At 66.3% G+C, this 14,472-nt stretch carries 4 protein-coding genes; 1 reads left to right on the top strand and 3 read right to left on the bottom strand.

What is annotated here, in order from left to right:
• Window positions 1-165 precede the first annotated feature (165 nt).
• The 3 genes from EOD43_RS02935 to EOD43_RS02925 are packed head-to-tail and all read right to left on the bottom strand — an operon-like array spanning window position 166 to window position 12,589.
• Window positions 166-3,294, bottom strand: coding sequence for a CHAT domain-containing protein (locus EOD43_RS02935; RefSeq protein ID WP_240653055.1), 3,129 nt, complete (start codon window positions 3,292-3,294; stop codon window positions 166-168).
• Window positions 3,294-10,838 (bottom strand): hypothetical protein, encoded by a 7,545-nt coding sequence (locus tag EOD43_RS02930; RefSeq protein ID WP_127740938.1) that lies wholly within the window; start codon window positions 10,836-10,838, stop codon window positions 3,294-3,296. Before EOD43_RS02930 ends, EOD43_RS02935 begins: the two co-directional genes overlap by 1 nt.
• Window positions 10,838-12,589: a ShlB/FhaC/HecB family hemolysin secretion/activation protein gene (locus EOD43_RS02925; protein ID WP_127740936.1), complete on the bottom strand. Its 1,752-nt coding sequence runs from the start codon at window positions 12,587-12,589 to the stop codon at window positions 10,838-10,840. Before EOD43_RS02925 ends, EOD43_RS02930 begins: the two co-directional genes overlap by 1 nt.
• A 352-nt stretch (window positions 12,590-12,941) precedes the next feature.
• Between EOD43_RS02925 and EOD43_RS02920 the strand changes: the two genes are divergently transcribed.
• Window positions 12,942-14,471, top strand: a complete 1,530-nt coding sequence (locus EOD43_RS02920; protein ID WP_127740934.1) for an NAD(P)/FAD-dependent oxidoreductase — start codon at window positions 12,942-12,944, stop codon at window positions 14,469-14,471.
• Window position 14,472 lies beyond the last annotated feature (1 nt).

The following is a 14,472-nucleotide window of genomic DNA, read 5'->3' as shown; positions in this document are numbered from 1 at the left end:
GGGGAGAGGGAGGGGCCCATTGCGCAGCAATGGGAGGGTGAGGGCACGCCGCCCCACATGCTACCCGCCCGTCTAAATCATCCCAAACGAAGAAGGGGAGGATGGCACCCCATCCTCCCCTAACATCTTCTCAGCCCCTCCCCACGCCGCGGAAGGATCGGCCGATCAGCGGCTGGCGCTCGCCGGCGCGCCGGCGGCCGGGGCCGTCGTCACCTGCTGGGCGGGCTGCGCATCGGCCGGGAGCATCGGGCGCTCGCCGTCGCCCACGATCGCGAAGGCCGACCAGTAATAGGGATGCGAGGTGTCCGCATCGTCCATCAGGCCGATCTGCGCATCGCGCATCGCAGTCGCGATCGCCGTGCCCGGCGGTGCGGTGAACAGGCCGGAGATCAGCCGCTTCGTCGCGTTATAATCGTCCGGCACCGGCCAGTGGCTGGCGATCACGGTGCGCGCGCCCGCGCCCACGAAGGCGCGGACGAGGCCGTCGAGCGCGAAGTTGCCGCCCGTCGTCACGCCCGCCTCGCGGGTCGCGCCCACCGTCGCCATGCCGGCCGTGTCGCAGGCCGAAAGGACGACGACGTCGGCGTCGAGCTTGAGGTCGAAGATCTCCTTGAAGCTCAGCAGACCGTCCGACATGCCGCCACCGAACGAGGTCAGCAGCGCCGGGCGCGCCGGGCAGCTGGGCTTGGGCGCGGTGACCAGACCGTGCGTCGCAAAGTGGATGACGCGATAGTCGTTCAGGTCCGATTTGCCCTCGATCGTCGTGTCGCTGAACTGGCCTTCGGTGATCAGCGCCGATTTGTCGGTGCCGATGATGTTGGCGGCCAGATACAGTTCCGACGAGCTGATCGGGTTGTTCCAGTTGTCGACCGGCCAGGCGCAATCGTCGTTGAGCGCGGGCGGCGGCACGAAGAAGGGATTGTCGCCCGGCTTCGCATTCTCGCCCAGGCCCAGATAGGCCATCTTCGCATGGCTCGGCGCGGTCGTGCGGCCGTCGGCGAAGCTGCGCGGCGACACTACGGTCGACACGTCGTGATCGCGACCGAGCCAGGCGATGCCGCGGAAGTCGTATTCGTCCGCATTCTTGCCCTTCAGCCGCGCCGTATAGGCGTCGACCCCGGCTTGCTCGGTCGGGAGCAGGTTGGCCGGCAGCTGGAGCAGCGGGCCGTCCGGTTCGTAGATGAAGTTCTTCGTCGCGTGGATCTGCGCATCGACCGGGCCGAGCAGCGCCAGATAGAGGCGGCGCGCCAGGCGGATGTCGAACGGATAGGTCGCCATCTGGCCGTTTTCGATCTTCACGACCGAATCGCGGATCTTGGCGACCGCATCCTCGAGCTGCTTGGTCGTCGCCGGCACTTTGTACGCCTTCGCCGCATCCGGCGTGACGAACATGCCATAGACGTCCTGCTGGACCATCGTGACCTTGAAGTAAGCCTCGCCGGGGCGCAGCGACTTCTGCAGTTCGGCGACCGACATCGTCTCGGGCGCCAGCACGCGGTAGCGCGGATATTTGTTGAGCTGCGACTGGAGCGCGGTCTGATCGCGCTCGTAACGGGCAAGCCGCTTCTGCGCGGCGAGCAGCGCGTCCTTCTCGTCCGGGTTCGGGGTCGACGTCATCCGCGCGATGTCACCCGTGGTGCGGGCGATTTCGCGGGTGAGCGCGACCGTCTGACGGAACAGGCTCGCCGCCTCGTCATCGCCGCCCGAAAGTTCGCGGGCGAGCAGCGCCTGCGTCTGCGCGATGCCGGGGCGCAGCATCACCTGGCTCGCCTGGAACATCGCGTCGACCGCGGTCGGATCGTTCGGCGCGCGCTGGGCAAGCAACGCGAAATAGGGGCTGAGCAGGTTGCGGGTCGAGGTGAGAGCGCCGGGCACGTTCTGCCCGTCCTTCACCACTTCGGCGAACATCGTCAGTGCGCGATCGCCCTGACTGTGCCGCGCGAGGAAGCCCGCGAAGCGCGCCTTGGCGGCCAGTGCGATCGCCGTCTGCGGATGGCCGATCTCGACCGTCTTCAGCGCGTCTTCGAACATCGCCTGCGCTTCGCCGATCTTGCCTTCCTTTTCGGCCATCAGCGCCTGTTCGCTCTGGATGCTCGAACGCAGCCAGCCGGTCGAATTGAGCTTGCCCTCGCGGACCGAGGCCATAGCGGCGATCGAATCCTGGAACTTGGCGCGCGCCTTGGGGAAGTCGTTCTTTATGCGATAGGCGACACCCTGCAGCTGCAGCGCCTGCGCATCGAGGATCGCGGCGCGCTCGAACGGCTGCAGCGATGCGTCGACCGATCCGCCCATCTGCGACAGCGATTGATTGTCGCGGTTGATGCGATCGGCGACCGCCGGGGTGATCTGCCCACCCGCCAGCGCCGCATCGGCGGTGCCGACGGCCTTCACGCTGACGACCGGCTTGTCGAGTTCGGCGATCGCCTTGTCGACCTTGCCTTCGTTCAGCTGGTGGATCGCGTAGAAGTTGCGCAGCAGGCGGCCCGTGATCGGATCGCCCAGCGCCGCCGGGGTCGAGGCGCGCGCGAACAGGGTTTCGGCAGCCGCGAAATTCTTCTGGTTCGATTCCTGCAGCGCCTGGTTCGCCAGATATTCGGCGGTGCGCGCGTTCGTCTCGGTGCCCGAAGCATCGCGTTCGACCAGCGCCTGGAAGAACTCGGCCGCTTCGGCATAGCTGCCGTCATTGTTGCGCGAATAGGCTTCGGCGAGCGCGCTTTCGCTGTCGAGCGTGCCCGCCTGGGCGCGCGCGAAGGCGGCCGGATCACCTGCCGAGGTGGTCGCCACCTCGACATCGCCCTTCACCGGCGCATCGGCCGCGGCGGTGCGCAGCGCCAGCTTCAGCGCGCTTTCATAGCCCGCCAGACCATCGACGACATAGGTCGTCTTCGAATCCGACCAGGTCCAGCTCTGATAGGCCAGACCACTTTCCTTCTCGACGCAGGCGGCGACAGTCGCGCCCGGCAGGCCTTCGACCTGCGCAGGGGCCGGCGCTTCGCACGCGATACCGGCGTCGCGGTTCTTCGCGACGCGCGCGACCGGATCGTCGATCCCCTTGCGCATCACGTTGATCTGGCCAACCGGCGTCGCCGCGTCGCGGCAGACGATCGAATAGCCGCGATCGAACATGCTCTTCAGGTTCGGCGTCAGCGGCTTGGACTGCGCGGTGCACAGCACCCCGCCATTGCCGATGCGGAAGCTGTTGCGCAGGCTCAGGCTCGGCGCGCCCACCGACGGGGTCGTCGCCACCAGGCCGATGACCGCCAGCGCGGGCAGGATACGGATCATGGTCTTCATCAGTTGATCCCCCCGGTGGTGCCGCCCTGCGGCTTGTCGGTCTTTTCGTCCTTGTTGTTGCCGCCGCTGCTGCCGCCGGCACCGCCGGCCGCTCCGCCCGCAGCACCGCCAGCGGCGCCACCCGGCGTGGCGCCCGGTTCGGATGCGCCGGCCTCACCGCCGCCTCCGCCGCCACCGCCATTCGCAGCGCCCTCGGTCGCGGCGGTCGCTGCACCGGCGCCCGCATCACCCGACGGGGTCGCCGCCGCGCCGCTTTGGCCACCAGCACCCGCCTCGGTTCCGCCAGCCGCGCCACCGGTCGAGCCACCGCCCGACGCGCCGGCGTCACCGCTGCCGGCCGGGGCCGAAGCACCGCCGGCACCCGCTGCGCCGCCGCCTGCCGAACCGCCAGCCGCCGTCGAGCCGGAAGCCGATCCGCCCGTCGAGCCCGCGCCCCCGGCCGAGCCGGTCGTTCCGCCAGCCGAACCTGCTGCACCCGCCGCGCCGCCAGCGCCACCCGTCGGCGCACCGCCAGATGCGCCACCCAGGCTACCGCCAAAGCTCGCGCCACCGCCGCCGGCCGCGCCCGCAGCCCCACCGAAGCTGCCGCCGCCGCCAAGACCACCCGACGAACCGCCGCCGAGATCGCCCAGCGGACCGCTGGTGTCGCCCAGGCCGCCCGCGCCAGTCGATCCGACATCGCTGCCGCCACCGGCGTCGCCGCCCCACAGGCTGGAATTGCCCGAACTGGTGACAGGCGTGTCGATGTTCGGGCCGCTGCCGCCGATGCTGCTCGTGTCGATCAGCACGTTGACGCGCGTCGCGCTCTGCGCCGCCGCCGTCGTGCCGCCGTCATCCTCACCATCCGAACCTTCGTCGCTGGCTGCATTCTCGCTGGTGGTCGCGCCGCCGGCCGGGCCGTTGGTCGCATTGCCGCCCGTGCCCGTCACCGCCGACTGGATCGTCGCCGCGATCTGGGTCAGCTGGCTCTGGACCGTGTTGGTGACGACCGCACCCACGGTGCAGGTGCCGCCGCCAAAGCCGCAGCCGTTGACGCTGGAGGTCGTGCTGATCCGCGCCGTGCTGCCGGGCGCGATGACGACGGTCGAGACCGTACCCGCCGATGTGCTCGGATTACCGGCAGCGTCGAGCGAGCGGCCGTAGATCACGACGTCGATCGGTGCGTTGCTCTGGCTCTGCGCCGCCGCGACGGTGACGCCGCCGGTGCCGGCGGTGAAGCCTGCCGGCGCGGTCGCCGTGCCCGAATTGGCGATCAGCAGCGTATCGGCGACGGTGAAGGCCAGACGCCCGCCCTGGATATAGCCGCCGGCATTGACCGCATTGCCCGTATTGCCGAGGCCGAGCAGCGTGTCGCGCCCGTTGAAGCGCGGGTTGGTGGCCAGCTGGTTCAGCAGCGCCGCATTGCCCACCGCCACGTTGGTGGCGGTGATATTGGCGACGCCGTTCACCGCAGTGCCGGTGCCCAGCAGGCGCAGCTGCCCGGTCGGGGTCAGGATTTCGAACCGCTGCCCGGCGACGAAGTTCGCCGTGTTGGTCGCCGCCATGTTGGTGAAGTCGACATTGCCGGTGATCCGGATCGACCCCGGCGTCGCGACGGTGAAGCCGCCGGTCGCGCCGTTCAGCGCAGTCGCCGCGTTGATCGTCGCGGTGTCGAAGGTCACGTTGCCGGCCGAATTGAACGCGATCTGCGTCGCGCGCAGACGGCCGATCTCGGCCGCGTCGAGCGTATAGCCCGTCGCCTGCGCCGTGCCGCCCAGCGTGCTCGGCCCGGTGCCGCTGTTGCTCAGCGTCAGCGCCGTGGTCGTGGCGCCGCCCAGCGATCCGTTCGCGCCGATCGCGATGTCATTCGACGCGATCGTGATCGTCGGGGCCGCGACCGCGCCGTTGAAGCTGGCCGCACCACCCGTATTCACGCGCACCGTGCTGGCGGTGATCCCGGCAGCCGAGAAACCACCCGCCGACGCGACATCGAAGCGTCCGGTCGAAACCGGCCCGGCGAAGCTCACCGCGCCGCCGGTACGAACCGGCGCATTGGCCAGCAGCACGCTGGCGTCGATCCCGTCATCGGTGTCGACGTCGGGAAGCTGGCTCGAATTCCCGACATAGACATAGCCGCTGCCGGCGGTGGTGACCGCGCCGAAGCTGGCGCCGTTGCCCGCCAGGGCGACGACCGCATCCTGCGTGGTGATATTGCCCGTCGCAATCGCGCCGGTCAGCGCGGCGAGGCCGATGGTGCCGGGTGCCGAGATATTCCCGACGGTCACATTGCCGCCCGCGGCGATGCCGACTTCGTAAAACTCCTCGGGATCACGCTGGCTGGGCGGATTGACCGTGGCGCTGGCGACGGTGACATTGCCCGCGCCGGTGACTGCAATCTCCTCGGTCGCGACCAGCGCGCCGGTGGTGATGTCGGCCCCTGCTGCGAAGAAGAGGTCCTCGCTCTCGCTGGCCGGACCGGCTTCGAGATCGATCTCACCCGCCGTCGCGGTGATGTTGCCCGCGGTAATCGCGGTCTGCGCGGAGAGGCTCACCTGAGCCGCCTGGATGTTCCCGGTGGCGATGCTCGTTCCAGCAAACATGTCCACAAAGCCGCCGGCGGTGATGTTCCCGGCGGTAATGCTGTTGCGCTGACTGAAGATCGAGACGTCGCCGCCGGTGCTAACGACGTTGCCGACGCGCACGGTGCCAATCGGTGGCTGCGCCGTCTGGATCTGCGGGACGCCGCTGGAAATGAGAATGCCGTTCGGTGCGGTCAGATCGCCCATGACGATGTTGCCGCCCGATCCGGACAGGATGCTGCTAGCGGTCACAGCACCCGTCGTCGTGAACAGGCCCGAGTTCAGAAGCACCTGGCCCGGCGAAGTAATCGCCTGGGTATTGATCGACCCGACGGCATTCAGCGTCACCGAAGCCGCCGAAACATTGCCAAGCGTGATCCCGCCGGCCTGCAGGTTGAGCGCGCTGGTGAGGTTGACATCGCCAGTGCGGATCAGGCCACTCGCCGCGGTGACGAAGCGGTTCGCGGTGATCGCGCCGTTGACGATCAGCGCGCCGGGCACCACGCCGCCGGGCGTGGTGAGCGAATTGAGCGGTACCGGCTGCTGCTGGAAATAGACGGCCGGATCGAGGCTCTGGCCGCTGGCGTTGAACATGCTCGAATTGGCGGCGTAGATGCCCAGCGAGGTCGAACCCGCCGTCAACGCGCCAGTGGTAAGCGTACCCTTGCCCAGCAGGACGATCGACTGCTGCAGCGAGGCGATGTCGCCGGTGGTGATCGTGCTCGTCTCGCTGACGATGCCGACATTGCCGCGCGCGCTGATCGCGCCGCCGACCACGGTGCCCGCCGAGCGGATGCCGACGCCATAGCCCTGCGACACCTGCTGCGGCACCGGGTTGACGACACCGGCGCTCAGATTGCCGAAGGTCGTGCCCCCCACCGACGATCGCAACGCGATCGTATCGCCGGAGATGATATCGCCGGTGGCGACGGTCCCGCCCGCCACGACGACCGGACCGCCAGAGATGATATTGCCCGCCGTCACATTGATCGGGACGATCGGCTCGATCGGCTGGTTGCCCATCGAGTTGAGCAGGACAAAATCGCGAGCCGTGACATTGCCAACGTCGAGCGACGTGCCGCTGCCCGCGCTTACGCCACCTGCCAATGCCATGAGCCCACCGACGCGCAACATGCCTGAAGTGGAAAGGCTGAGATTGCCGCTGAACTGGTTCAGCGTCGCCGACGTGTCGATCGAATTGGCGAAGATGCTGAAGGCGTTGGCGCTGAACACGCCGCTGCCATTCGGTGCAGCGGTCTGGATGATTCGGCTCGTTGATGCGCCGCCGAGAACGACGTCGCCCGATGTGGAGATCGAGCTGAGCGCATCGACGTTCAAGGAGAGATCGCCCGGAGTGACAAGCGTCAATCCGCCAGAACCCAGCACGATCGATCCACCGCCGGTCGCAGACAATTCACTGAAGCTCGGCGGTGTCAGGATCTGCGTCAGATTGGCAAAGTCGATGAACTCGCGGGTACCCTTGACGCCGTCATTCGCGATCGAGATGCCAGCAGCGTTGATCGTGCCGCCATTGATGGCTGCGACGAGGAACTCGCCCGAAACCGCGACAGGATCGGACGTGACCGGCGCGGTGCCCGAGCCGGCATAGCCGCTGACATCGGCCGTGACGCCATTGGGAAGCTGGAGCACGCCAACGTCGGCAGATTGGAAGCGGGGCGACGCGATCATCGCGAAGTCACCACCCGATCCACGGCCAAACGTGCCCGCTGTGGTGCCCTCGCCACCATCGCCGCCGCGACCCGATACATCGACCGTCGCGCCCGATTCATTGATGTCGATGAAATTGATGAGGGCCGATCCGCCGCGCTGAAGGACGTTGGCGAAGCCACCCGAGCCACGACCACCTTCGCCGCCTGCCGCAAAAAACATGCCGTCGCCGTCATTCGCGCCCAGGCCGCCTTCGCCGCCTTCGCCCTGCGCATTGATGTCGAGGCCGCCGTTGAAGCTGGCCGACCCGGTCGTCGGCGTTCCGGTTACGCCGGAAAACAGGCCGACCTGTATCAGGCCGCCAAAGCCGTTGCCGCCCTTGCCGCCTGCCGTGAAGGTCGAGCCGTTGTCGGAGCCGCTTCCGCCTTCGCCGCCTTCGCCTTCGGCCCTGGCCTCCGCCGCGCCATTGATCGTGAGGATGCCGCCGGCGGCGGTGCCGCCGATCGCGACGCCCTTGAGCTGGTTGTTGTTCCCATCGACGAGATTGCCGCCGATGCCGTCGCCGCCCGCGCCGCCGTTCTGCAGAACGCCATCGTCGAAGCCCGAACCGCCGTCTCCGCCATATCCGCTGGCAGAGGCGTAAACATTGCCGCCCAACGTGATCGCATTGTTGGAAAGGCCTGGGCCACCATTGGCCTGGATCAACGCGAAGCCGCCAATGCCCCTGCCGCCATTGCCGACTTGACCTTCGATGTCCGCATCACCGCCGCGACCGTCGGCGCGCATTTCCAGCCCGAAGAACGACATTCCGGTGTCGTTGAGGGTGATCGTCGCGCCGCTTACGCCCGGCGTCCCGTTTGACAGAACACCATTGGCGACCGTGATGCTGGCCTCACCGCCGATGCCTTCGCCGCCATTAAAGCCGACGCCGCCAAAGCCGCTGGCGAGCAGCTGCGCCTCGTTGAAGATCGTAATGTCGGCGTCGTTGATCGCGCGGACGCGCGCGAAGCCGCCGATGCCGACGCCACCGTCACCAGATTGGTTGATGCCGGCATAGCCTTCGGCATAGGCGTAGAGGCCGTTGTTCAGCGTGATCCCGCCGCCGCTGGCGGAGACCGTCGCCTGCCCGCCGCGCGCCGATGCGCCGCTGAAATCGGGATAGGTGATGGTGGGTGCGAAGACTTCGCCGCCCGACGGATCGAGACCGTAAGCCGAGCCGTCGAGATAGAGCGAGCCGCCGATGATCGTGCCACCGGCGCCATTGCGCGACAGGAGCGCCGTGCCGCCGCGCAGCGAAACGGTATCATCGGCCAGGATGGCGGCAACCCCGCCAAAAGCCTCGCCGCCAACCGCGCGGGCATAGAGGTTTGCGCTGCTGGCGGTGATCACGCTGGCGCTTTCCGCGCCGATCTGCGCGAAGCCGCCGACCGCGCCACCCGAATTGAAGCCGTTACCGGCCTTGCCGTCGGCAACGATGTTGACCAGCCCGTTCAGGTTCATGGTCTGCGACGCATTGTTGAAAATGACGGCGCGGCCGCCATAGCCGAAACCGCCGTCATTATCGGAACTGTTGCCGCCGGTGCCGGTCGCGCTCATGCCCACCGGCCCGTTGACCGTCAGCGTGCCGCCATTGTTCGCGCCCAGCGAGGCGCCGGTGACGAAGGATCCGCCGAACGGATCGCCACCGCCATAGCCGGCGCCGCCCTTGACGCCGCTGGTGCCGCCAAAGCCGCCATAGCCGTCCGAATAGATTTCCAGCGCGCCGAGCGTGACCGAACCGCCATTGGCGTTGACCGAGACGAGGCCGCCGATGCCGGTGCCGCCAAACGCCTGCATCGCCGCGCTGCTGCCATAGCCGTTGGACGTCAGGCTGGCGATGCCGCCCACCGTGACCACACCGCCCGGCTGCGCAGCGAGCGTCAGGTTACCGCCCGTCGCGGAAACGCCGTCGCCAAGCGCCCGGTGCGACGTATTGAAAACGAGATTGCCCACGAAATCGAGGCGCTGGCCGCTAAACGCGTTGATCGAGGCATTGCCCGTCGCATAGCCGTTCACATTGCTCAGGAACTTGGGATTGCCTTCGGGCAGAGTGCTGCCGGTGATGTTGATATTGGCGAAGGTGGTATTGGGATCGCCGACTGTGGGCGCACGGCCGTTGATCAGATCGACGCTGCCATTCTGTGCCACGTTGTAGCCGCCCGACAGGATGATCGAGTTGCGCACCTGCTGCACGGCGTTGGCGACCTGGAAACCAAGCTGGCCATTGCCTTCGATCAACATGGTGATCGCGCTGTTTTTCGGCACCGCGACCAGCTTGATCTGCTGCTGGACGTTTTGCTCAAAATCGTTGGCGGGGCCGGTGGTGGTACCGCCATGCGTCAGCGCGCGCATCGAACCGTCCGGCAACAGTTCGCCATCGGTGCCGACGTTGACCTGAATGTCGAACAGGCCCTGGTTGAGCGTCAGCGTGGCGGCTTCGGCCGCGACATAGGTGGCGCTGACATTCTCGATGCCGTTCGGCACGCCCACGCTGACATTGCCGTTCTGCGTGACGACCGGGGCGACGATGCCGATATAATTGTTGACCGCGACGGTCGCGCCCGACTGGATCTCGACCTTGCCGCCGCGCGTCAGGCCGGTGTTCAGCGGATCGTTCGAGAAGCTGACCGTGCTATTGCCGAAGCCGGCCGGATCGAGCGAGGTCAGCAGCAGGCCGCCGACATTGATGTTCGCCGTCGCGCCGACCAGCACGCCGCCGGGGCTGTAGAACCAGACATTGCCGCCAATTCCACCGTTCACCTCGGTCGCGGGGCCGAAGAAATCTCGGAAGGCCCTGATCTGGCCATTAAGCGCAATCGGGCGGCTCGTGTCGCCCGGCAGGATGCGGTTGAGAACGGTGTAATCACTGACGCCGTCGGCCTGGAAATAGCCGCGATTGCCATTGGGCAGGAAATTGATCGGCACGCCATTGTTGGTGGCATTGTCGATCGGCGCCCAATCGATGACGGCCGTATTGCTACCGATGAAGATGCGGTCGGTGGGAATACCGCTGGTGACGGTCTCGCCCTGGAAATTGCTGTAGCGGCGGACAGTGCCGGTACCGCCCACGATTTCGCCCTGGAAGCCGCCTTGGCCCGGCGAAGAGAAGTTCCCGCCATCCACGATGCCGTTGATCGTGAAGTTACCCGAGATCGCGTTCGTCACCGGCGCCGCGAGCGCGGTGCCGAGGGCGAGGACGGAGGTCAGCGTGCGCGAGGTGAACAGCGGCTTGTAGCCGGGGCGATTCTTGCGCGCGAACGGATCGGTGATGTTACGCATTACCGGGCACTCCAGGGCCAAAGCTTGGTCGTCAGCGAAATCAGGAAGCGGGGATCGGGCTTCTCGGTCTGGAAGCCGGTCCGGCGCATCGGCACGGCAAGCGTCGCATCGATGCGGAAGCGGTTGTTGAGCGCGGCATGGACGCCGCCGCCCAGCGAGATCGACGTGTCGTGATAGCCCTGGATCGCGCCGACATCCTTGATCCAGGTCCGCGCGACATCGGCGAACAGGAAGGGCTGCACGACAAGGTTATAGCGCGGGAAGGGCGTGAAGCGGTTCCAGCGCACTTCGTAGCTGGCGCCGATGCCGTTATCACCGATCGTGGTGCCCGGATCATAGCCGCGGCCGATCGAGTAGTTGCCGGTCGAGAATTGTTCGAAGCTGAGCAGCGGATCGAACGCATATTGCGCGCGCGGCATAACCGCGAGCCACAGATTATAGCCGGTGTTCACCTCGAACTCGCCCGAGGCGCGGATCACCGTCGCGGTCGGATCGCCCAGCGGACGGCCGGTGAAGGTACGATCGGTGAACGATCCGAGCGGGCCATTTTCGCTGGCGTTCAGGATGCTGAGGCCACGCCGCAGCTCGATCGATCCCGAACCGCGCCAGCGCGACGGGCGACCTTCCTGAATATCGGCGAAATCGCCGTCGAGCCGCGCATAGAGCACGCGCAGCTGATCGCGCGAGAAGACGATGCCGTTCACGCGCACCGTCTGGTTGAGATAATCGAGGCCACCGGCCACCGCAATGCTCATCGCCTGGCTGCGCTTGATCGGATAGCTGACGCCCCCGGTCCAGAACAATGTACGCGCCTTGAGCGAGAGGCCGGGAACGTCGATCTCCGGCTTGGTCCACGCCTGGGTGAGGTTGCCCGACAGCACCAGACCTTCGGAACCCAGCCGCATGTCATAGCCGAGCTGCGCGATCTGCTGTTCCTTGAAGTCCGCGGTCGAGGAGACCGAGGCGCTCAGCCGATCGCCCGAGGTGAGCAGGCCATAACCCTGCCCGCGCAACAGGCCCGACCAGCGGCCCGTCTGCTTCGCGGCGAAATTCTGGACATTGGCGTCGAGATCGAACGGCGTGCGCACCACGCTGACTTCGCCGACCAGCTCGCCCGGCGTCGTGCCCGCGGGCTTGAGCGACAGGCGCACGTCCATGCCCGGCACATCGCGCGCGAGCAGCAGATAGCGTTCCGCATTGTAGCGGTTGAACACCGGATCCTGGGTCAGCTTCGACAAATACCGGGCGAGGATCGCCTCCTGCTTGCCGGCATCGCCGCGCACGCGGACCGCGACGATCTTGGCGAACAGCACCTCGAACTTGACGACGCCGTTCTCGATCGTCTGCACCGGCACCTGCACGGCGGCCAGATAGCCCTTCTGGCGCAGGATCGTGGCGGCGGCGTCGCGGATCGTGCAGATCGTGCTGATCGGCCGTTCCTGGCCCAGCACCGATTCATAGGCCGGGCGCAATTCTTCGGGCGTCACGCCCTGCAGATTGTTGAACTGGGCCGCAGTGATCGTGACCTTGATGTCGGCATAGGCCGGATCGTCGAGCGCGCAGGGCGCGCGTTCGATCCCGCCGTCGACCATCAGCTTGCTGCTGGCGGTCGGCACGTCGCCACCGCGCTGGTTGCGGGTGACTTCTTCGCGAGTCGGGGCGAGCTGCGGCGTGGCGACCTGTGCGGCGACTGGCGATGCAACGAGCGAAAGGCCGCCCACGCCAGCGATCAACGCGAATCGGTTACGCACCACGCACCCCCCTGCAACTAAATTACGGCCACCCAATTTGTGGCCGACTGTTAATTGCAAATGTCGCTCCTGTCATCCCGGTTGTAAGTAACCGAAAAAGACATGACCAATCGACACTTAGGTCGCCGGCCCCGCCCCTGTTCGCGGGAGCAACGGAAACCCCAATGCATCATGGCGCCTGCCGGCAAAACGCACATTTGCACTAATGCTACGGTATATGTCGTCCTAAGGTTGCAGACGCCTCCCCTAAAAAGAGGATGACGCGGTCGACGGGTTATCTTCCGTTAACCATCTTTTAGAGGCTGGCCGTCCAGAAGCCTTGTCCGTCTGACGGAAAAGGATTGCGACACCCATGAGCCCGGTCGAACAGCATAGCGACGTGGCGATCATCGGCGCGGGGCCGGCGGGCCTGACCGCCGGCTATCTGCTGGGAAAGCGCAGTTTTTCGGTGACTCTGGTCGAAAAAGACGCCGAACAGGTCGGCGGAATCAGCCGCACCGTCGAACATGACGGCTTCCGATTCGACATTGGCGGGCATCGTTTCTTTTCCAAGTCCCGTGAGGTGGTGGAACTGTGGGACGAGCTGTTGCCGAACGATTTCATCGAACGGCCGCGGATGAGCCGCATCTACTATCGCGGCAAGTTCTACGATTATCCGCTGCGCGCCTTCGATGCGCTGAAGAAGCTCGGCCTGATCGAATCCACCCTGTGCATGCTCTCCTTCTTCCGTGCCAAGCTGCGTCCCCACAAGGATGTGAAATCCTTCGACAAATGGGTGATCAACCAGTTTGGTGAGCGACTGTTCGGCATCTTCTTCAAGACCTATACGGAGAAGGTCTGGGGCATGCCGTGCGAGGATATGTCGGCCGATTGGGCGGCGCAGCGGATCAAGGGGCTGTCGCTGGGCAAGGCGGTGTTCGACGGGATCAAGCGCTCGCTGGGCCTCAATCGCCGCCCCAATGACGGGATGCAGGCCAAGACCCTGCTCGAAAGCTTCCGCTATCCGCGCAAGGGCCCCGGCATGATGTGGGATGCCGCGCGCGATCGCATCCTCAAACATGGCAACCGCTTCCTGATGGGCCATGCGCTGCACCAGGCGAGCTGGGACGAGCGCGCCGGCCACTGGCGCGTCACGATCAAGTCGGCCGAGGGCAAGACCCGCGTCATCACCGCAGATCATCTGATTTCGTCGGCCCCGGTGCGCGAACTGGTCGCGCGCATCCACCCGATGCCCAAGTCGATGCCGAACGCGATGGCGCTCAACTATCGCGACTTCCTGACCGTCGCCTTGATGATCCGGTCGGAAGATCTGTTCCCCGACAACTGGATCTACATCCACGAGGATAAGGTGAAGGTCGGCCGTATCCAGAATTTCCGCAGCTGGTCGCCCGAAATGGTGCCTGATGAGGCGCTGGCCTGCGTCGGCCTCGAATATTTCTGTTTCGAAGGCGATGGCCTGTGGAGCTCGACCGACGAGGGGCTGATCGCGCTCGCGACCGCCGAACTCGCCCGCCTCGGCCTGTGCGATCCCAACCAGGTGGTCGGCGGCGCGGTGGTGCGGCAGGAAAAGGCCTATCCGGTCTATGACGATCATTATGCGGGCCATGTCGAGGCGATCCGCACTGAACTGGAGGCGCGTTATCCCACGCTCCAGATGATCGGCCGCAACGGCATGCACCGCTATAACAATCAGGATCATGCGATGATGACCGCGATGCTCGCGGTGCGAAACATCGTCGAAGGCCGTCGCCGCCACGATCTGTGGTCGGTCAACGAAGATGCCGAATATCACGAGGCCGGCCGCGAGGGTGACGACGAAGGCGTCGCCGCAGCCCTGCGCTCCGAACGGCTGGTCCCGCGGCGGTTGAAGAAGGCCGCCTGAG

The sequence above is a fragment of the Sphingomonas crocodyli genome, from assembly GCF_004005865.1.
Lineage (GTDB): Bacteria > Pseudomonadota > Alphaproteobacteria > Sphingomonadales > Sphingomonadaceae > Rhizorhabdus > Rhizorhabdus crocodyli.
Note: the sequence above shows the minus strand (reverse complement) of the source record. Positions and strands in the feature narration are given on the sequence as shown.

Coding starts and splice junctions, on each gene's coding strand:
- EOD43_RS02935 (WP_240653055.1), bottom strand. CDS start 3,294: ATGAAGACCATGATCCGTATCCTGCCCGCGCTGGCGGTCATCGGCCTG.
- EOD43_RS02930 (WP_127740938.1), bottom strand. CDS start 10,838: ATGCGTAACATCACCGATCCGTTCGCGCGCAAGAATCGCCCCGGCTAC.
- EOD43_RS02920 (WP_127740934.1), top strand. CDS start 12,942: ATGAGCCCGGTCGAACAGCATAGCGACGTGGCGATCATCGGCGCGGGG.